Here is a 19,751-nt window from a genome sequence, read left to right on the forward strand (position 1 = left end):
GCCTCTTTTTTTACTTTTGCAATTACAAGGTACGAAGCGCATCCTCAAGCGCTGTTTTTTGTTGGGTTTGGCTGTCAATTTCTTTGATAATACGAGCTGGAATTCCTGCTACCACTACATTTTCTGGGACATCTTGCGTCACGATAGCTCCTGCAGCGACAACTGAACCACTACCGATTTGGACTCCTTCAATAACCACTGCATTGGCACCGATAAGGACATTGTCTCCGACACGGACTGGTTCAGCACTAGCTGGCTCAATCACACCCGCCAAAACTGCACCCGCGCCAACGTGGCTGCTCTTTCCAACGATGGCACGACCACCAAGGATGGCACCCATGTCAATCATGGTTCCTGCACCGATTTCAGCACCGATATTGATAACAGCCCCCATCATGATAACAGCATTGTCACCAATTTCCACCTGGTCACGGATAATAGCACCTGGCTCGATACGTGCGTTGATATCACGCTTATCTAGTAAAGGAACTGCAGAATTACGAGCATCTTGCTCGACAACATAATCTTGATTTTCTACCAAACCTTCGAGAAGCGGAGCCACATCCTTCCAGTCTCCGAATAGGACATCTCCTAGTTTGACAACAGAGCTAGGCACAGCAGTTGCGAGTTGTCCTTCAAAGGTTACTTTAACACTGGTTTTCTTTTCAGCATTGGCGATAAATTGGATGATTTCTTGGGCATTCATTTTTGTGGCAGTCATAGGCGCCTCCTGGTTCCTTATAATGATACCTATTCTACCAAAAAAGGCTTCAAATTTGAAGCCTTAAGCACTCGAACAGAACATTTTACCTTTCCTTCGTTTCCTCTATTGATAAGAAAACCATTGGGACGATAATCAAAATCATAGCCAAAGCTAGAAAACCATCCAAAACCATACCTAGAAATAGTACACTTAACAATGCGGAAGATAAAGGTTCACTGGCACTCACAACTGACACAACTAACGGTGAGACGAGTAGCACAGCCTTCATCGAAAGGAAAAAAGCAAAAGCCGTCCCAAACACAGCAATAGCAAAACAAATCAAAAGGCTCGTCACATCAAGTTGAAAGGTAATCTGATGAACAGGATAAAGAAAATTGCTAAAAACACCTGCTAGCAACATCCCCCAACCAACGGTTGGCACAAAACCATAGTCACGTGCAAAACGCTGAGGCAGGATAACGTTGAACATAACACCTACAGCACTGAGGAGTCCAGTGACCAAAGCTAAGGGAGTCATGGACAACTGGGACAAATCTCCTTTTGTGGCCATCAAAAAAACACCTAGCATGGCAATCAAAACATAGAGAATGGCTGTGATAGAAGCCTTCTTTTGATAGACGATACGATTATAAAACAAGATAAAAACTGGACTGATAAATTGCAAAATCGTTGCTGTCGTCGCATTGGAATACTCAACACAGAGATAAAAGAAAAACTGCACAGAAAAAATACCTAGAATAGCATAGGCTAAAAAAGGCAGATAATTTTTCTTGTCCCGCCAGATATCCAATAACTGGGTGCGTAACTGAAAGGCTGATAAAACTAAAACCAAACTCCCTGCCACTAGCAAACGCATGGAAGTGATCCAGCCAGACGACACCTGATAATGGGCAAAAAAATATTCTCCTAAAATACCACAAATTCCCCAAATCAGACCTGACAACAGTGAATATAGAGTTCCCTTAAAAATCTTCTTTTGATACTTATTCATTCTCCTATTGTAACACGAAATGAAAAAAGAAAAAAGTAGCATGAAAAAATATTATTGAATGAATCATGCTACTTTTTTATTCTATCGATTTGATTGATTTGAGCGAGTTGATGAGCTTGTTCCCGAACTGCTACTTGAGCTTGGGAGAGTTGGGGTAGGAAGAGTGGGTAAACTTCCTAAAATGCTCTTCCAAGCATTTTGATAATCGGCATCGCTCCCTCCGATGGCAAAGCGGTAAGTGGTTACTGGCGCCCCTTCTTTAGTAGCCCAATAGCTCGTTACTGTAGAACCTGAAACGGTGACTTCTTTGCCATTGATTGTGACCTTGCCAGGTTTCTCTCCTGTCGATTTGAGGACTTGAGACTTGGTCACACTTGGATCTAGACTAAAGCGCTCATTTCCCCATATGCCAGGTTCAGCTTGCTGGATAGCATTAACCAAGTGAGCCATATAGTTGGCATTGCGGTAGTGACCTGCTCCTTTGGCTAGTGGTCGGTTGTCATCGTGTCCTAACCAGCCCCCTAGAGTCAAGCGTGGCGTAGAAAGCATGAGCCACATATTTTCATCTTCATTGGTCGTACCAGTCTTTCCAATCCAGTCGGCGCGAGCTAGGCTTGGATTGATGGAAGCCAAGTCGGTCTGGAAGCTCGAAGTAATTCGAGATGAGATCACCTCGCGAAGCAGACTCTGCATGATGGTCGCTGTCGCTTTTGAATAAACTTGTACAGGTTGACTTTTATATTCATAAATCACTTGTCCAGTCGTCGATTCAATCTTGGAAATCATATGTTTCTTATGGTAGACCCCATTATTAGCCAAGGTCTGATAACCATTGGTATGCTGGGCAACTGTGACATCAATTCCCCCACCCATCGGTAAACTTTCGATACCATATTCTGGGATTTCATAACCCATTTTTTCCATATAACCTTTGACATCGACCCCCTTCTCTCGAAGCGTACGATAAGTCCAGTAGGCCGGGATATTCCATGAGTAGTTAAGGGCTTCTCCCAAGGTCATCATCCCTGTACCAGGACTATTGACATACATGATAGGATTGCCGTTTGAAAAGTTTGTCGGATAGTTAGACAAGATACTTGCACTTCCCATCAAACCTTGGTCAATCGCGATACCATAGGCCAGTATAGGCTTAGTGGTTGAAGCTGGAGAACGCTTGGTGTCAATAGCGTGATTGTTCTGATTTTCTTGGTAATTACGACCACCAACAAATCCAAGAATGGCTCCTGTTTGGTTGTCCATGAGGACATTCCCTACTTCGGGCTGGCCTGTCGAATCATCTAGCAGATAGCCGTAGGTCGCAACCGCATTTTGCATTGCGGTATGAACGTTTTTATTAATGGTAGTGGTAATTTTATAACCACCGTTTTCAATTTCCTTGGTTGCTAGGTCATGATAAGCTTTCTGGATAGACTCATTCTTTAACTCTTGAGCAGAGACATGATCTCTCTCAACTAGATAATCGTACATCCGATCTGTAGCTTCTGCCAAGGTTGCAAAGTAAAGATAGTCGCGTGAGCTTCCGTTGACACTACCTGATGGTAGAAAGTCTTGCTTAAAGTCATAATCCTTGTACTTGTCGTAATCTTCTTGGCTCAGAGCACCTGTCCGGTACATATTATAGAGGACGTCCTTGGCACGCTTGATTCCCAAAGCCATATCCTCATCACTCTTCATACTACCATCAGATTCATAAGGGGAATAACTAATCGGACTCTGTGGCAAGCCTGCGATAAAAGCCGCTTGAGGGACCGTTAAGTCCGAAGCTTTGACTCCAAAGATTCCTTCTGCAGCCTGCTGGGCACCTGCAATATTTTGACCTTTGTGATTGCGACCGAAAGGAGCAATATTCAGATAGGTTGTCAGAATTTCGTCCTTGCTCATGACGCGCTCCAAGGCAAGAGCATCTACGATTTCTGTCGCCTTACGAGCTAGAGTGGGAGCATCCCCTACCACTTGCTGCTTGATAACCTGCTGGGTCAAGGTCGAACCACCACTGGACGACCCTAGACCGACAAAGGTTCCCAAGGTCGCACGAATAACGGCCTTAGGCACAACTCCCTTGTGCTCGCTGAAATGCTCGTCCTCTGTCGCAATAATGGCTTTTTTTAGATTGTCTGATATAGCATCCGAAGCAACTGACGTGCGCAACAAATCGCCCTCAATCGAAGCAATGGTACTGCCGTCAGAATAAGTGATTTCTGAGATAGAGGCAATATCCTTCACTTGTTTGACCAACTCTTCTGCTTGAGGTACCTTGGCCTTGTCAAATAGAGCGACGCCATAGCCCATAGCCACACCAGCTCCAAAAAGGCCACCGATAAAACCTAGGATAAAGAGGGTGTTGAAGGTCACTTTAAAAGCACTCAAAATCTTAGCCAGAATAGACCAAACCCTTCTGACTTTGTCAGAAGAAGCCACTTTCTTATTGATCTTTTTACTTGCTTGTTTTTTCTTCCATTTGACAGATAGTTGCTGGAAAAATTGCAGCAACTTTGTTTTTAATTCATTGTTTCTTTTTTTCATGAATGTCCTCACTTTCTTTATTATACCATAAAAGGGAAACTTTCAATAAAATAGCCACTTTCTTCCCTATTCTACTAGGCTATTGACCAAGTTTGTGATACAATAGGTAGAAACAATATTTTATAAAGGAGAAAAGACACATGCACATTTTTGATGAGCTAAAAGAGCGTGGTTTGATTTTTCAAACGACTGATGAAGAAGCTTTACGCAAAGCCCTAGAAGAAGGTCAAGTTTCTTATTATACTGGCTACGATCCAACTGCTGATAGCCTTCACCTAGGTCACCTTGTTGCAATCTTGACAAGTCGTCGTCTGCAATTAGCAGGTCACAAACCTTATGCGCTCGTTGGCGGTGCTACAGGTCTCATCGGAGATCCGTCCTTCAAAGATGCTGAGCGTAGTCTCCAAACAAAAGACACAGTAGATGGCTGGGTCAAGTCTATCCAAGGACAACTTTCTCGTTTTCTTGATTTTGAAAATGGCGAAAATAAAGCTGTCATGGTCAACAACTACGACTGGTTTGGCAGCATCAGCTTCATTGACTTCCTCCGTGATATCGGAAAATACTTCACTGTCAACTACATGATGAGTAAGGAGTCTGTGAAAAAACGGATCGAAACCGGAATTTCTTACACTGAGTTTGCCTACCAAATCATGCAAGGGTATGACTTCTTTGTCCTTAACCAAGACCACAACGTAACCCTACAAATCGGTGGTTCTGACCAGTGGGGAAATATGACCGCAGGTACCGAATTGCTTCGTCGTAAGGCTGACAAGACTGGTCACGTTATCACTGTGCCACTCATCACAGACGCAACTGGTAAGAAATTTGGTAAATCAGAAGGAAACGCAGTCTGGCTCAACCCTGAAAAGACTTCTCCATACGAAATGTACCAATTCTGGATGAACGTCATGGATGCTGACGCTGTTCGTTTCTTGAAGATTTTTACCTTCTTGTCACTCGATGAGATTGAAGACATCCGTAAACAGTTTGAAGCGGCTCCACACGAACGCTTGGCTCAGAAAGTCTTGGCTCGTGAAGTCGTTACACTTGTTCACGGCGAAGAAGCCTACAAGGAAGCCCTCAATATCACAGAGCAACTCTTTGCTGGAAACATCAAAAACCTTTCTGTCAAAGAACTCAAACAAGGACTTCGTGGAGTGCCAAACTACCAAGTACAAGCAGACGAAAACCACAATATCGTGGAACTCCTTGTGTCATCTGGTGTGGTCAATTCAAAACGCCAAGCCCGTGAAGATGTTCAAAATGGAGCCATCTACGTCAACGGCGACCGCATCCAAGACCTTGACTATGTCTTGAGCGACGCAGACAAGCTCGAAAACGAACTCACTGTTATCCGCCGTGGGAAGAAAAAATACTTTGTATTGACTTACTAAATTGTTCAATATTTACCTATAAACAAAGGAGTTAACCTCGAGAAAGGTAACTCCTTTTTGCTGTGAATAGTCCCCACCTATCCCTTAATAGACAGGCTACGCAGTACAATGCGTAAGGTTGTTAGATTATGTAAGATAGAGAGATTTGAAGGACTGAGCCAGTTAAACAAGCCAAAGCCAATCAAACTACTATTTACGACAACGGTATCTTGAATATTCTTCTTAATGAGTGTTTGCAAAGATGATGATAGTGAATCCAACTCTTGGAAGAAATCCAAACGATTATCTAACAACAAGATATCACTCATCTGCTTAGAAATATCTGCACTCTCATTCATCACCACACCGATATCTGACAGGGTTAGAGCCGCTGAGTCATTCAATCCATCTCCAACCATCAAAATAGTGTGACCTGCTTTCTGCAGTTCCTCTACTAACTCAAATTTCCCATCAGGTTTCAAGTCTGTATATACCTGATCAAAGGGCAAATCTTTGACTAATTCCTCTGTCCTAACCAAGGTGTCCCCTGTTGCCAGAATCAATTTTTTCCCCTGTGCCTTAAGTTTATCCAAGGCTGTTTTTGCTTCTTTTCTCAAAGGAGTATGAATGCAGAACATTCCAATCAATTCATTCTGATAAGCCAAGAATAAGAGATTGTAGTGACTCTTGTACTCTTCAATTAAAGCATTTTGTTCTGAACTGATATGAATCTGCTCATCCTGCATCAAGACATAATTCCCAATAAGAACTGGTTGGCCATCTATATGAGATTTGATCCCCTTGCTTGCGATATATTGGAGTTTCCCATGCATTTCCTCATGTTCAATCCCCTCTATCTCAGCTTGCTTGACGATGGCATTAGCAATAGGATGATAAATGTGTTCCTCAAGACAGGCACTGATTCTGAGAATATCTTCCTCACTATAGTCCCCAAAAGGTAACACCTTTTCAACTATCGGATAGCTAGTTGTGATTGTTCCCGTCTTATCAAACAAGAAAGTATCAACTTCCAGATATTTCTCCAAAACATCTCCATCCTTAATCACCATTTCACGGTTCAACCCCTCCTTGATAGCTGTCAAATAAGCTACAGGAGTAGAGATTTTCAAAGCGCAGGAGAAATCGACCAATAGGAAAGAAATAGCCTTAGAAAAAGAACCTGTCAATAGGTAAGTCAGCCCAGCCCCCAAGAAATTATATTTGACGATCTTGTCCGCCATTTTGATGAAATAGCGTTGTTTCGTTTTCTTGTTTTCTTCAGATTTCTTCATCAACTCAATCAGTTGTAAAATCCGGCTGTTCATCTGATTATCGGTTACACGAATGCGTAACTCTCCAGTTTCTAATACTGTATTTGCACAAACCAAATCAGACTCTCTTTTTTCAACTGGAAAACTCTCTCCCGTCAAGGAACTTTCGTTGACCATACCTAAACCTGAAACTACTTGTCCATCAAACAGAATCTCATTTCCTTGAGATAAGACCAAAACATCTCCTATTTGAACATCGGAACTCTTGATACTAACAACCGTATCGCCCTGTACTAGGAATACATCGCTCTCTTTTGCAAGAAGACTCTGTTCTAAATCTGTTGCAGTTTTTTTCAAGGACCACTGATCTAAATGATTCCCCAAATCAAGCATAAACATGATGTTGCTCGCTGTCTTGGATTGGTTCATAAACAAGGATAATAAAATAGCCGAACAGTCCAAAACCTCCATCGTTAGTTCCTTACGCGCTAGGGTCTGATAAGCTTCTTTGACATACCCCAGAGCCTGATAACAAGTCCATATATAGCGAATAGGAGACGGTACAAGACTACGAAAAAGCACACGCTTAATCGCTGCACCTGAAACAATAGAATAGGCACTATCTTCTCTACGAATGGGAAGAGTCATCAACTCAGAAACTTTCCCTCTATCAATTCTTTTTAAAAAGGCTTCTGCATTATCTAATACAGAAAAGCCTTCTTTTATACGTAGAGTAAAGTGCTGTTGATCCATGTAAAACTGGATAGACTCAATTCCCTTTTCATCTCTCGCCAAGGAACGAAGATAGTCTTGAATATCCAAGGTGAGTGAAAAAGAAGATGATAGTCGGATATGTTGGTATCCTCTGTGTAGCACTTTAAAAGACATATTATTCCCCTATCAGGCTATCTAATTGCTCTTCTTTTTTCTCTTGCTCATACAAATATTTAGCATCTTGCAAGACATCGTCTCCATGTTGTTTTACAATGGAAACAGATGCATCCAATTCATCTTTCAATTTGTAAGCTTTAGCCAAAGCTTTAGAATAACCTTTTTTAGCTTCCTTACTTGCTAAGATTTTCAAACCAAGGGTTCCAAATGCAACACCACCTAAAAAGAGTGATGATTTTTTCGCAACTTTTGCGACGCTTAATACTTCTTTTAACATACTTATTTCCTCCTTATCATTATTATATAGCAATTTAGATATAAAAGCAATTTCATTCCATAAATTGGAGAATTAATTTTATTTCTACTGAATCTCCCATCTACTTATTCCTAAGGTTGCTTTCATTTGCCTCTTTTGATACACTTAAACTATGAATACAAACCTCAAACCAAAACTTCAACGTTTTGCTACTGCTAGTGCCTTTTCCTGTCCTATCTGTCAAGAAAATCTTGCTCTGGTGGAGACTAGTCTCAAATGCTTCAATCGTCATTCTTTTGATTTGGCGAAATTTGGCTATGTCAATCTAGCACCGCAAATCAAGCAATCCACCAACTACGACAAGGAAAATTTTCAAAACCGTCAGCAAATCCTAGAAGCTGGTTTTTATCAAACTATTTTCGAGGCAATATCTGACTTACTTGCAAACTCAGAAAGTGCCAAAACAATTTTAGATATCGGCTGTGGCGAAGGTTTTTACTCTCGTAAACTCCAAGAAAGTCACTCTGATAAAACCTTCTATGCTTTTGATATTTCCAAAGATTCCGTCCAAATCGCTGCTAAGAGCGAACCAAACTGGGCAGTCAATTGGTTTGTTGGGGACCTAGCTCGTCTTCCTATAAAAGATGCTAGTATGGATATCCTGCTCGATATCTTCTCGCCTGCCAATTATGGAGAATTTCGCCGCGTTCTATCCCAAAACGGTATCTTAATCAAGGTCATCCCAACCGAAAATCACCTCAAAGAAATCCGCCAAATGGTGCAAGACCAACTGACAAAGAAGGATTATTCCAACCAAGATATCAAGGAACATTTCCAGGAACACTTCAGTATCCAATCTCACCAAACAGCCTCCCTGACCAAACCCATCACAGCCGAGCAACGCCAAGCACTGCTCAGCATGACCCCCCTTCTCTTTCATGTTGACCAGACCAAGATTGACTGGAGCCAACTGACCGAGATTACCATCGAAGCAGAGATACTTGTGGGGAAAGCACTGTAAATTAGTTTAAGTCATAACCACCCGTGAAAACGGGTGGCTTGTACACCGGCTATAAGCCGTTTCTCTCCAGCGACGTCTAAAGACGCTCGCTGAACTTCGTTCAGGTCGTGCTATATTACTTGACTAATGCCCGTCACAACGGGCTTTTACCTTGTTCTAAATCCGCCATCAGAAAACGGATCTTCATATTCTTTTACACTCAGCTTATCGAGTGCAATGTCATTCTTTTCCTGCTCGCGAATATATTTAGCTACGGTCTTTTCGTTTAGTCCAACGGTACTTACATAGCATCCCCTAGCCTAGAACTTTCGATTTCCATACTTATATTTTAAATTAGCGTGCTTATCAAATATCATCAATGCACTTTTACTCTTGAGATACCCCATAAAATCGGAAATCGAAAGTTTGGGAGGTATCAGTACAAGCAGGTGTACATGGTCTGACATCATATGACCTTCGATAATCTCCACACCACGACAACGGCATAGATGTTTGATAATATCTATCAAATCCGACCTGACTTTGTAATATATCGCCTTACGGCGATACTTAGGTGTAAAAACTATATGATATTTGCACATCCATTTGGTATGTGATAAACCGTAACTGGTTTTAGCCATTTATTTTTCCTCCTTTATCTAACCTGAACAATTAGATTATACTTAGAAAAATAAATGGAAGCTAGAAGCCTTGTCAGCCACCAGCATAGCTGGTGGTTTTCTTGTTTTTCTCTACGAGAAAAACTGGCTTGAAGCCATAATATAAAAAAACGCACCTTAAATAGATGCGTTTTATTTTACAGTCTGATGTAATGAATCTTAGTTCAAGTGCCAGATGTCTTCGTTGTACTGAGCGATTGTACGGTCAGATGAGAAGAATCCTGCTTTGGCAATGTTAACGATGACTTTATCCAACCATGCGTCACGGTCTTCGTAGTCAGCCAACATTTGCTCTTTCACCTTTATGTAGTCTTCCAAGTCAAGGAGGGTCATGAACCAGTCTTTGTTGATTAATTCGTTGTAAAGACGCTCCAAGCGTTCTTTCTTACCTACTGCAAGAACAGCGTCGCTGACGATGAAGTCAACCAATGGTTTGATGGCTTCACGAGCGTAGAATTCGCTTGATTTGTAAGCTGCTTTTGCGTAAAGGTCGATAACAGTTTCAGAATCTTCACCGAAGATGTAGATGTTTTCGTCGCCAACCAATTCAGCGATTTCCACGTTAGCACCGTCCATAGTACCGAGAGTCAAAGCTCCGTTCAACATGAATTTCATGTTACCAGTACCTGAAGCTTCTTTGGAAGCAAGTGAGATTTGTTCTGAGATATCACATGCTGGGATAAGGAAGCTTGCTGCAGTAACGTTGTAGTTTTCAACCATTACGACTTGCAAGTGTGGAGCTACTGCTGGATCATTTGCAATCACTTCTGACAAGCAAAGGATCAAGTGGATGATGTCTTGAGCGATTGTGTAGGCAGGAGCTGCTTTACCACCAAAGAATACTGTGATTGGACGAGCAGGGATGTTACCAGCCTTGATGTCAAGGTATTTGTGAATCACATACAAAGCGTTCATTTGTTGGCGTTTGTACTCGTGAAGACGTTTGATTTGGATATCAAAGATAGAGTTTGTATTGATTTCCACACCTTGGTGTTCTTTCAAGTGACGAGCCAATTTACGTTTGTTGTGAGCTTTGATGCTTTCCAATTTTTCTTTGACAGCAGCCTTGTCTTCGTATGACAAGAGTTTTTCAAGCTCATCCGCTTCATGGTGCCATCCCTCTCCAATAATCTCATCCAAGTAGTGAGATAGTCTTGGGTTGGCATGCATGAGCCAACGACGGAATGTGATACCGTTTGTTTTGTTGTTGAATTTTTCTGGGTAGATGTCGTAGAAAGCTTTCAACTCTGAGTTTTTCAAGATCTCAGTGTGGAGAGCCGCAACCCCGTTTACGCTGTATCCATAGTGGATATCCATGTGAGCCATGTGGACACGTCCGCTCTCATCGATGATTTGAACAGCTGGATCTTTGTATTCTGCTTTCACACGGCGGTCCAATTCTTCGATGATTGGTACCAAGTGAGGAACCACTTCTTGCAAGAATTCAAGAGGCCATTTTTCAAGGGCTTCAGCAAGGATTGTGTGGTTAGTGTAGGCAGTCATGCTACGTACGATTGAGATTGCTTCATCAAGTTCGATACCACGCGCAGTCAATAGACGGATCAATTCAGGGATCACCATTGATGGGTGAGTATCGTTGATTTGTACAACTGCGTAGTCCGCAAGGTCATGCAAGTTGCTTCCTTTTTCGATTGCTTCGTCGATGATCAATTGCGCACCATTTGAAACCATGAAGTATTGTTGGAAGATACGGAGCAATTCACCTTGCTTGTCGCTGTCGTCTGGGTAAAGGAAGAGAGTCAAGTTGCGAGCGATATCTGTCTTGTCAAAGTTGATACCATCTTCGATGATAGAAGAATCAACCGAATCCAAGTCAAACAAACGCAAGCGGTTTTTAGTAGCTGTCTTGTAACCAGGTACATCGATATCGTAAAGGGTAGATGTCAATGTGAAGTGTGCAAATGGCACTTGGTAGCTACGGCTTGAGCGAACCAACCAGTTTTGCTCTGTCAACCAAGCATTAGGAATTGTTTCTTGTTGGTTGTTTTTAAGAACTTGTTGGAAAAGACCGAAGTGGTAGTTCAATCCAACACCATCACCATTCAAACCAAGTGTAGCGATTGAGTCGATAAAGCAGGCTGCCAAACGTCCCAAACCACCGTTACCAAGTGATGGTTCTAATTCTACTTCTTCGATTTCGATCAACTCTTTACCTGCAGCTGCAAGTTCTTTTTTCACATCGTCATAAAGACCAAGGTTAATCAAGTTGTTTGACAAGAGTTTACCGATCAAGAACTCAGCTGAGATGTAATAAACTTTTTTCTTACCAGTGTTGACTGGTTTTTGGCTGCTAGCAAGTTTGCTGTAGTTGAGAAGAGCAAGGTAAAGCTCTTCATTGCTACATTCTGCAATAGTTTTATTGTAACGCTTTTGTACAAATTCTTTTAATGGTAACATGTTTATGTGTCTCCTGATATTGTCTTATTTCTTTAATTCTACCAAATTTTCATTGATTCGGCGATAAATTGTAGTCAAGTCAAGCAAAGTTTCTTCAACAGCTGGTGTGAGTTGATCTGCTGTCATACGCCATGACCAGTTTCCACCAAGGGTAGATGGGAAGTTCATACGAGCTGACTCATCTAGTTCTAACAAGTCTTGCATGGTTGCAATAGCCATGAAGCTAACGGATGAAAATACTGTGCGAAGCATTGCGTGTGGCACTGTTTCGTACTCTTTACGGTTCGTGTAACGAGCCATGTATTCACGAGTTGGATCGTCAATCTCATTACGGTACCAACCAAGGACCGTATTGTTATCATGTGTTCCTGTGTACATAACAGAGTTGGCAGGTGCCAAGTGCGGGCTATCGATACTTTCGTCTTCTGGGTTGAAGGCAAATTGAAGAATCTTCATTCCTGGGAAGCCAGTACGTTCACGTAACTCGATGACTTCATCTGTCATGAAACCAAGGTCTTCTGCGATGATGTTTAGCTCACCAAGTTCTTCTTTAACAGCTGCAAAGAGCTTGTAGCCTGGACCCTTCACCCATTTACCAGGTGCCGCTGTTTCAGAGCCAGCTGGGATTTCCCAGTAAGATTCGAAACCACGGAAGTGGTCGATACGAACGATATCATAGATCTTGAAGCTTTCGCGCAAGCGTTCAACCCACCATTTGTAACCGTCTTTGTCCATCGCTTCCCAGTCATAGATTGGGTTCCCCCAAAGCTGACCAGTGGCAGAAAACTCATCTGGTGGGCATCCTGCGATGCAAGTTGCTTTACCATTGGCATCTGTCTTGAAGAGATGTGGATTTGCCCACATGTCGCTTGAATCTTCCGCAACGTAAATTGGCATATCTCCAACGATTTCGATGTGGTTGTCGTTAGCATAAGCTTTCAATTTCAACCATTGTTGGAAGAAGAAATATTGAGTCACACGGTGGTAAACCAACTTGTCTGCCAATTTCTCACGGTAGCTTTCAAGCGCAGAAGCTTTACGAGCACGAGCATCTGCATCTGGCCATTCTGTCCAAGCAAGATTGTCAAAATGCTCTTTGATCGCCATATATTCTGCGAAGAGTTCGAGCCATGATTGGTTGTCTTGAGCAAACTTCTCAAAATCTTTGACATCACCCACTTCCAAGAAGCGTTTAACTGCTTTTTCTAAAAGCGGACGACGTGCGTAGTAAATCTTCGCATAGTCAACTTCAGATGCATCACTACCAAAGTCAACACCTTCAAGATCGTTAGCTTCCAACAAACCTTGCTCTACCAAGATGTCAAGGTCGATAAAATGTGTATTTCCAGCAAAGGCTGAGAATGATTGGTATGGAGAATCTCCATAGCTTGTTGTCCCAAGAGGGAGGATTTGCCAGTAACGTTGCTTCGTACGAACCAAGAAATCAACGAAATCATAGGCAGTCTGACCAAATGATCCAATTCCGTATGCTCCTGGTAGAGAAGAGATGTGCATCAACACACCACTTTGACGTTTTTTCATAATAGCACCTCATGTGTTTGTTATAAAACGTTGCGCAATCAAGGCGCAAACGTTTGCGTTAAGTTAAGTATAGCGCATTTTAAACACAAATGCAAGCGTTTTTAAAAAATTTTTTTGAATTATTTTAATCAACCAAAACTTGTTCCCACTGATATTTTATGAAATGAGCGAAAAATTTTTTAAAAATTTTCTGATTTAAGATAATTCATTCCAAACATCTGCTCTATTTTCTGAAAAATCGAGCTTAATTTACGCAATCGTTTCCCTAATATATTTTCAATTCAAGAAAAACAAATATTTTAAGTTCTTTCTTATATAAGGGCTTTAACAAATGTTTGAAACCTTAAAATTTTTTTAAAATTTTTTCTAAAAACGCTTGCAACCGTTTTCTGATTGTGCTATACTAGTCCCATAAAAGAAAACGTTTGCGTTTTCTCATTAAATTATTTTTGTTATTCTTTAGGAGGAATACACTATGTCATCTAAATTCATGAAGAGCGCTGCTGTGCTCGGAACTGCTACTCTTGCTAGCTTACTTTTGGTAGCTTGCGGAAGCAAAACTGCTGATAAAGCAGCTGATACTAGCTCATCTGAAGCAAAAGAAATCACTCTTTACGTTGAAGACCAATACAAAGCTTATGCTGAAAAAGTTGCTGCAGCTTATGAAAAAGAATCAGGTACAAAAGTTAACATCAAATCTGGTGACCAAATGGGTGGTCTTGACAAACTTTCTCTTGACAACCAATCAGGTCAAGCTGCTGACGTTATGATGGCACCATACGACCGCGTAGGTAGCCTTGGTACTGACGGACAACTTTCAGAAGTGAAATTGAGCGACGGCGCTAAAACAGATGATAAAACTAAATCTCTTGTAACAGCTGCTGACGGTAAAGTCTATGGTGCTCCAGCTGTTATCGAATCACTCGTTTTGTACTATAACAAAGACTTGCTGAAAGAAGCTCCTAAAACATTTGCTGATTTGGAAAACCTTGCTAAAGACAGCAAATACGCCTTCGCTGGTGAAGATGGCAAAACTACTGCCTTCCTAGCTGACTGGACAAACTTCTACTACGCATACGGACTCCTTGCTGGTAACGGTGGTTACGTATTCGGACAAAACGGTAAAGATCCTAAAGATATCGGACTTGCAAACGAAGGTTCAATTACAGCTATCAACTATGCTAAATCTTGGTACGAAAAATGGCCTAAAGGTATGCAAGATACTGAAGGAGCTCCAAACTTAATCCAAACTCAATTCCAAGAAGGTAAAACTGCTGCTATCATTGACGGCCCTTGGAAAGCTCAAGCATTCAAAGATGCTAAAGTAAACTACGGTGTTGCGACTATCCCAACTCTTCCAAACGGAAAAGACTACTCAGCATTCGGTGGTGGTAAAGCTTGGATCATCCCATCAAGCACTAAGAATCTTGAAGCTGCACAAAAATTTGTAGACTTCCTTGTATCAACTGAACAACAAAAAGCGTTCTACGACACTACAAACGAAATTCCAGCTAATACTGAAGCTCGTACTTATGCTGAAGGCAAAAAAGATGAGTTGACAACAGCCGTGATTGAACAGTTCAAGAACGCTCAACCAATGCCAAACATCTCACAAATGTCAGCTGTTTGGGACCCAGCTAAAACAATGCTCTTTGAAGCTGTAAGTGGTAAGAAAGATGCGAAAACAGCTGCTAACGATGCTGTAACATTGATCAAGGAAACAATCAAACAAAAATTTGGTGAATAATTGATTTGTTCAAGGGGGGTGGAAGCAAAATCCCCCTTTGAATGTATAGATACGCCTATTATCATACGAACGTATCTTACGATCGAATCCGAGTTTTATCTCGCATCCTATGAAAGGAGTAATCATGGAAAAACAACAGCCTCGCAAAGCAGCCTTGCTGTCAATCATTCCTGGTTTAGGACAAATTTATAACAAACAAAAAGCTAAAGGATTGGTTTTCCTTGGTGTTACCGTTTTATTTGTTCTGTATTTTCTAACACTTGCAAGCCCTGAATTGAGCAATTTGATCACACTTGGTGACAAACCTGGTCGTGATAATTCACTTTTCATGCTGATTCGTGGTGCCTTCCACTCTATCTTTGTCGTCGTTTACTTGCTCTTTTATATCTTTAATATCAAGGATGCACATACGACTGCTAAACGCATCAACAACGGTATTCCTGTAGCTCGCACCTTCAAGGATATGATTAAAGGTATTTATGAGAATGGATTCCCATACCTCTTGATCATTCCATCTTATATTGCAATGACCTTTGCAATTATCTTCCCAGTTATCGTAACCTTGATGATTGCCTTTACCAACTATGACTTCCAACACTTGCCACCAAACAAATTGTTGGACTGGGTTGGTTTGACTAACTTCACAAACATCTGGAGCTTAAGTACCTTCCGTTCAGCCTTTGGTTCCGTTCTTTCTTGGACCATCATCTGGGCCTTGTCTGCTTCTACTTTGCAGATTGTGATTGGTATCTTCACAGCGATCATTGCTAACCAACCATTTATCAAAGGAAAACGTATCTTTGGTGTTATTTTCCTTCTTCCTTGGGCTGTTCCAGCCTTCATCACTATCCTGACATTCTCAAATATGTTTAATGATAGTGTTGGTGCCATCAATACGCAAGTCTTGCCTCTTTTGTCTAAGGTCCTTCCTTTCCTAGATGGAGCTCTTATCCCTTGGAAAACAAATCCAACTTGGACTAAGATTGCCTTGATTATGATGCAGGGTTGGCTGGGATTCCCATACATCTACGTTTTGACCTTGGGTATCTTGCAGTCTATTCCTAACGACCTCTACGAAGCGGCTTACATCGATGGTGCCAATGCTTGGCAAAAATTCCGCAACATCACTTTCCCTATGATTTTGGCTGTTGCGGCACCAACATTGATCAGCCAATACACCTTCAACTTTAACAACTTCTCTATCATGTACCTCTTCAACGGCGGAGGTCCTGGTAGCGTTGGTGGCGGAGCCGGTTCAACTGATATCTTGATCTCATGGATTTACCGTTTGACAACAGGTACATCTCCTCAATACTCTATGGCGGCAGCTGTTACCTTGATTATCTCAATCATTGTCATCTCTATCTCTATGATCGCATTCAAGAAACTACACGCATTTGATATGGAGGACGTCTAAGATGAATAACTCAATCAAACTCAAACGTAGACTGACTCAAACCCTCACTTACCTCTACTTGATTGGCCTATCAATTGTCATTATCTATCCACTTTTGATTACCATCATGTCAGCCTTTAAAGCAGGTAACGTCGCAGCCTTTAAACTAGATACTAACATCGACTTCAATTTTGATAACTTTAAAGGACTCTTTACTGAAACCTTATACGGTACTTGGTATCTCAATACCTTGATTATCGCCTTGATTACCATGGTTGTTCAAACAAGTATCATCGTACTTGCTGGTTATGCTTACAGCCGTTACAATTTCTTGGCTCGTAAACAAAGTTTGGTCTTCTTCCTGATCATCCAAATGGTGCCAACCATGGCCGCCTTGACTGCCTTCTTCGTTATGGCCCTTATGTTGAACGCCCTTAACCATAGCTGGTTCCTCATCTTCCTCTACGTCGGTGGAGGTATCCCTATGAACGCTTGGCTCATGAAAGGTTACTTTGATACCGTGCCAATGTCTCTTGATGAATCTGCGAAACTAGATGGTGCAGGACACTTCCGTCGCTTCTGGCAAATCGTTCTCCCACTTGTTCGCCCAATGGTGGCTGTACAAGCTCTCTGGGCCTTCATGGGACCTTTCGGAGACTACATCCTCTCTAGTTTCTTGCTTCGTGAGAAAGAATACTTTACTGTTGCCGTTGGTCTCCAAACCTTCGTTAGCAATGTGAAAAACATGAAGATCGCCTACTTCTCAGCAGGTGCCATCCTCATCGCCCTTCCAATCTGTATTCTCTTCTTCTTCCTACAAAAGAACTTTGTTTCAGGACTTACAAGTGGTGGCGACAAGGGATAATTTATCCCCGCCACCCTTTTTCATTTTATACTCTTCAAACCACGTCAGCTTTATCTCCAACCTCAAAGCTGTGCTTTGAGCAACCTGCGGCTAGCTTCCTAGTTTGCTCTTTGATTTTCATTGAGTATTAGCGATTGTTACTGTAAATAATATTCATGCAACAAGCAATTTATCTCCTAGACTTGAAATAAAGCACATTTCTCTATATAATAATACTCATATAGAAAACACTTTTAGAAAGATGCCTATGCTTCCATATCCATTCTCGTATTTCTCTAGTATCTGGGGATTTCGTAAGCCCCTATCAAAACGTTTCGGTCTCAACTGGTTTCAGCTTCTCTTTACGAGCATTTTCCTCATCAGTTTGTCTATGGTTCCGATTGCCATTCAAAACAGCTCGCAGGAGACGTATCCACTGGATACCTTTATCGATAATGTCTACACTCCACTGACAGATGAAGCCATCATGGACTTGTCAGAGAATGCACAAATCGTTGATGGAAAGCTGAACTACTCAGGTACAAAGAATCAGCAGCCTTCTCTTTTGATTGGCCCGAGCCAAAGCAAAGAATTACCAAAGGACTTGCAACTTCATTTTGATACAGAAGAACTCGTCATCAGTAAGGAAAGTAAGGAACTGACTCGCATTCGCTACCACGCGATTCAAACGGAGAGTTTCCAGAGTAAGGAAGCTTTAACCCAAGCGATTTCTAAAGACTGGTACCAGCAGAACCGTGTCTATATCAGCCTCTTTCTCGTCCTTGGTGCTAGCTTCCTCTTTGGATTGAATTTCTTCATTGTCTCTCTTGGAGCTAGTCTTCTCCTTTATATCACCAAAAAATCACGCCTCTTTTCATTTAGGAGCTTTAAAGAGTGCTACCATTTTATCTTGAACTGTTTAGGATTACCAACTTTGATTACGCTTGTTTTGGGACTTTTTGGCCAAAATATGACAACCCTGATCACTGTACAAAATATTCTTTTTGTTCTTTATCTGGTCGCTATCTTTTATAAAACACATTACCGCGATCCAGATTATCATAAATAGGAGATTTTTATGCCCGTTACGATTAAAGATGTGGCCAAGGCTGCAGGTGTCTCACCTTCAACCGTAACCCGCGTTATTCAAAACAAATCAACAATTAGTGATGAAACCAAAAAACGAGTTCGCAAGGCTATGAAGGAACTCAACTACCATCCCAATCTCAATGCTCGCAGTCTAGTTAGCAGCTATACTCAAGTTATCGGTTTGGTGCTTCCTGATGACTCGGATGCCTTCTATCAAAATCCTTTCTTCCCATCTGTCCTTCGTGGTATCGCCCAAGTCGCGTCCGAAAACCACTACGCTATTCAGATTGCAACGGGGAAAGATGAGAAGGAACGTCTCAATGCCATCTCACAAATGGTCTATGGAAAACGTGTTGATGGCCTGATCTTCCTCTACGCTCAAGAAGAAGATCCACTGGTAAAGCTCGTAGCGGAAGAACAGTTTCCTTTCCTCATTCTTGGAAAATCTACTTCACCCTTTATCCCTCTTGTTGATAATGACAATGTACAAGCTGGCTTTGATGCGACAGAGTATTTCATCAAAAAAGGATGCAAACGAATTGCCTTCATCGGGGGAACCAAGAAACTTTTCGTTACACAAGACCGTTTAAGAGGTTACGAATTATCTCTCAAACAACACCAACTTCCGATTGATACCAACTTAACCTACTTTGCGACCGAATTTCTAGAAGAAAAAGGGTATCAGTTCAGTGAACTCCTGTTCAATCACGATCCGCAGATTGATGCTATCATCACCACTGACAGTCTCCTAGCAGAAGGAGTTTGTGACTACATCAGTAAGCATCAGTTAACTGTTCCTGTCTTGAGTTTTGACTCTGTCAATCCTCGACTTGACCTCGTAGCTTATGTCGATATCAATAGCCTGGAACTTGGGCGCGTTTCCTTTGAAACCATTCTCCAGATCATCAACGATGCTAAAAACAATAAACAGATTTGTTACCGCCAGTTGATCGGACACAAAATTATCGAAAAATAAAGACCA

The 19,751-nt window shown here is 41.7% G+C and carries 14 protein-coding genes and 1 pseudogene; 7 read left to right on the forward strand and 8 right to left on the reverse strand.

The features are described from left to right. Positions 1-22: 22 nt before the first annotated feature. The 3 genes from dapD to pbp1b all read right to left on the reverse strand — a co-directional run bounded on the left by dapD (position 23) and on the right by pbp1b (position 4,259). A complete protein-coding gene (dapD, locus tag K1I53_RS06345) occupies positions 23-721 on the reverse strand; it encodes a 2,3,4,5-tetrahydropyridine-2,6-dicarboxylate N-acetyltransferase (protein ID WP_223328780.1) in 699 nt (232 codons plus the stop codon). Between the two features lie 85 nt (positions 722-806). After that, positions 807-1,715 carry a DMT family transporter gene (locus K1I53_RS06350; RefSeq protein ID WP_223328781.1) on the reverse strand — a complete coding sequence of 303 codons (909 nt, stop codon included), beginning with the start codon at positions 1,713-1,715 and terminating at the stop codon, positions 807-809. A gap of 81 nt (positions 1,716-1,796) precedes the next feature. Next, positions 1,797-4,259 carry a penicillin-binding protein PBP1B gene (gene pbp1b / locus K1I53_RS06355; RefSeq protein ID WP_223328782.1) on the reverse strand — a complete coding sequence of 821 codons (2,463 nt, stop codon included), beginning with the start codon at positions 4,257-4,259 and terminating at the stop codon, positions 1,797-1,799. Positions 4,260-4,399: 140 nt separating this feature from the next. On the opposite strand from pbp1b, the gene tyrS reads away from it, so the two are divergent. Continuing rightward, complete coding sequence (gene tyrS / locus K1I53_RS06360; protein WP_000546884.1) at positions 4,400-5,656, forward strand: tyrosine--tRNA ligase; 1,257 nt, start codon at positions 4,400-4,402, stop codon at positions 5,654-5,656. 77 nt (positions 5,657-5,733) lie between these two features. Here the strand turns inward: tyrS and K1I53_RS06365 are convergent, their stop codons facing one another. Both K1I53_RS06365 and K1I53_RS06370 read right to left on the reverse strand, forming a co-directional pair. Beyond that, entirely contained in the window at positions 5,734-7,794 is a 2,061-nt protein-coding gene (locus K1I53_RS06365) for a heavy metal translocating P-type ATPase (RefSeq protein WP_223328783.1), read from the reverse strand. 1 nt (position 7,795) lies between these two features. Beyond that, positions 7,796-8,074 carry a DUF6110 family protein gene (locus K1I53_RS06370; RefSeq protein ID WP_000910902.1) on the reverse strand — a complete coding sequence of 93 codons (279 nt, stop codon included), beginning with the start codon at positions 8,072-8,074 and terminating at the stop codon, positions 7,796-7,798. 151 nt (positions 8,075-8,225) lie between these two features. Between K1I53_RS06370 and K1I53_RS06375 the strand changes: the two genes are divergently transcribed. Next, on the forward strand, positions 8,226-9,074 hold the full coding sequence (locus K1I53_RS06375; RefSeq protein ID WP_223328784.1) for a putative RNA methyltransferase: 849 nt from the start codon (positions 8,226-8,228) through the stop codon (positions 9,072-9,074). A 146-nt stretch (positions 9,075-9,220) separates the two neighbouring features. Here K1I53_RS06375 and tnpA read toward each other — a convergent pair. The 3 genes and pseudogenes from tnpA to malQ all read right to left on the reverse strand — a co-directional run bounded on the left by tnpA (position 9,221) and on the right by malQ (position 13,693). Beyond that, positions 9,221-9,694, reverse strand: a pseudogene (tnpA, locus tag K1I53_RS06380) (IS200/IS605 family transposase). Between the two features lie 198 nt (positions 9,695-9,892). After that, the gene (gene glgP, locus K1I53_RS06385) at positions 9,893-12,151 is read right to left on the reverse strand and encodes a glycogen/starch/alpha-glucan family phosphorylase (protein ID WP_223328785.1); all 2,259 of its coding nucleotides are present in this window, start codon (positions 12,149-12,151) and stop codon (positions 9,893-9,895) included. Between the two features lie 24 nt (positions 12,152-12,175). Further along, on the reverse strand, positions 12,176-13,693 hold the full coding sequence (malQ, locus tag K1I53_RS06390; protein ID WP_223328786.1) for a 4-alpha-glucanotransferase: 1,518 nt from the start codon (positions 13,691-13,693) through the stop codon (positions 12,176-12,178). A gap of 475 nt (positions 13,694-14,168) precedes the next feature. Here malQ and K1I53_RS06395 point away from each other — a divergent pair, with 475 nt between their 5' ends. The 5 genes from K1I53_RS06395 to K1I53_RS06415 all read left to right on the forward strand — a co-directional run bounded on the left by K1I53_RS06395 (position 14,169) and on the right by K1I53_RS06415 (position 19,745). Next, on the forward strand, positions 14,169-15,440 hold the full coding sequence (locus K1I53_RS06395) for an extracellular solute-binding protein (protein ID WP_084973527.1): 1,272 nt from the start codon (positions 14,169-14,171) through the stop codon (positions 15,438-15,440). 124 nt (positions 15,441-15,564) lie between these two features. After that, positions 15,565-16,857, forward strand: a complete 1,293-nt coding sequence (locus K1I53_RS06400; protein ID WP_084973525.1) for a sugar ABC transporter permease — start codon at positions 15,565-15,567, stop codon at positions 16,855-16,857. A gap of 1 nt (position 16,858) precedes the next feature. Continuing rightward, the gene (locus K1I53_RS06405; protein WP_001065641.1) at positions 16,859-17,701 is read left to right on the forward strand and encodes a sugar ABC transporter permease; all 843 of its coding nucleotides are present in this window, start codon (positions 16,859-16,861) and stop codon (positions 17,699-17,701) included. 247 nt (positions 17,702-17,948) lie between these two features. After that, entirely contained in the window at positions 17,949-18,749 is an 801-nt protein-coding gene (locus tag K1I53_RS06410) for a DUF1189 domain-containing protein (protein ID WP_223328787.1), read from the forward strand. A gap of 9 nt (positions 18,750-18,758) precedes the next feature. Further along, a complete protein-coding gene (locus tag K1I53_RS06415; RefSeq protein WP_223328788.1) occupies positions 18,759-19,745 on the forward strand; it encodes a LacI family DNA-binding transcriptional regulator in 987 nt (328 codons plus the stop codon). Positions 19,746-19,751: the final 6 nt, after the last annotated feature.

This window comes from Streptococcus oralis, assembly GCF_019929365.1.
In the GTDB taxonomy this organism is placed as follows: Bacteria; Bacillota; Bacilli; order Lactobacillales; family Streptococcaceae; genus Streptococcus; species Streptococcus oralis_BT.

What these genes read in the sequence shown, in the direction of transcription:
- pbp1b (WP_223328782.1), bottom strand. Translation starts at nt 4,259, where the DNA reads ATGAAAAAAAGAAACAATGAATTAAAAACAAAGTTGCTGCAATTTTTC.
- K1I53_RS06395 (WP_084973527.1), top strand. Translation starts at nt 14,169, where the DNA reads ATGTCATCTAAATTCATGAAGAGCGCTGCTGTGCTCGGAACTGCTACT.
- K1I53_RS06370 (WP_000910902.1), bottom strand. Translation starts at nt 8,074, where the DNA reads ATGTTAAAAGAAGTATTAAGCGTCGCAAAAGTTGCGAAAAAATCATCA.
- malQ (WP_223328786.1), bottom strand. Translation starts at nt 13,693, where the DNA reads ATGAAAAAACGTCAAAGTGGTGTGTTGATGCACATCTCTTCTCTACCA.
- dapD (WP_223328780.1), bottom strand. Translation starts at nt 721, where the DNA reads ATGACTGCCACAAAAATGAATGCCCAAGAAATCATCCAATTTATCGCC.
- K1I53_RS06405 (WP_001065641.1), top strand. Translation starts at nt 16,859, where the DNA reads ATGAATAACTCAATCAAACTCAAACGTAGACTGACTCAAACCCTCACT.
- K1I53_RS06415 (WP_223328788.1), top strand. Translation starts at nt 18,759, where the DNA reads ATGCCCGTTACGATTAAAGATGTGGCCAAGGCTGCAGGTGTCTCACCT.
- K1I53_RS06365 (WP_223328783.1), bottom strand. Translation starts at nt 7,794, where the DNA reads ATGTCTTTTAAAGTGCTACACAGAGGATACCAACATATCCGACTATCA.
- K1I53_RS06410 (WP_223328787.1), top strand. Translation starts at nt 17,949, where the DNA reads ATGCTTCCATATCCATTCTCGTATTTCTCTAGTATCTGGGGATTTCGT.
- K1I53_RS06375 (WP_223328784.1), top strand. Translation starts at nt 8,226, where the DNA reads ATGAATACAAACCTCAAACCAAAACTTCAACGTTTTGCTACTGCTAGT.
- glgP (WP_223328785.1), bottom strand. Translation starts at nt 12,151, where the DNA reads ATGTTACCATTAAAAGAATTTGTACAAAAGCGTTACAATAAAACTATT.
- K1I53_RS06350 (WP_223328781.1), bottom strand. Translation starts at nt 1,715, where the DNA reads ATGAATAAGTATCAAAAGAAGATTTTTAAGGGAACTCTATATTCACTG.
- tyrS (WP_000546884.1), top strand. Translation starts at nt 4,400, where the DNA reads ATGCACATTTTTGATGAGCTAAAAGAGCGTGGTTTGATTTTTCAAACG.
- K1I53_RS06400 (WP_084973525.1), top strand. Translation starts at nt 15,565, where the DNA reads ATGGAAAAACAACAGCCTCGCAAAGCAGCCTTGCTGTCAATCATTCCT.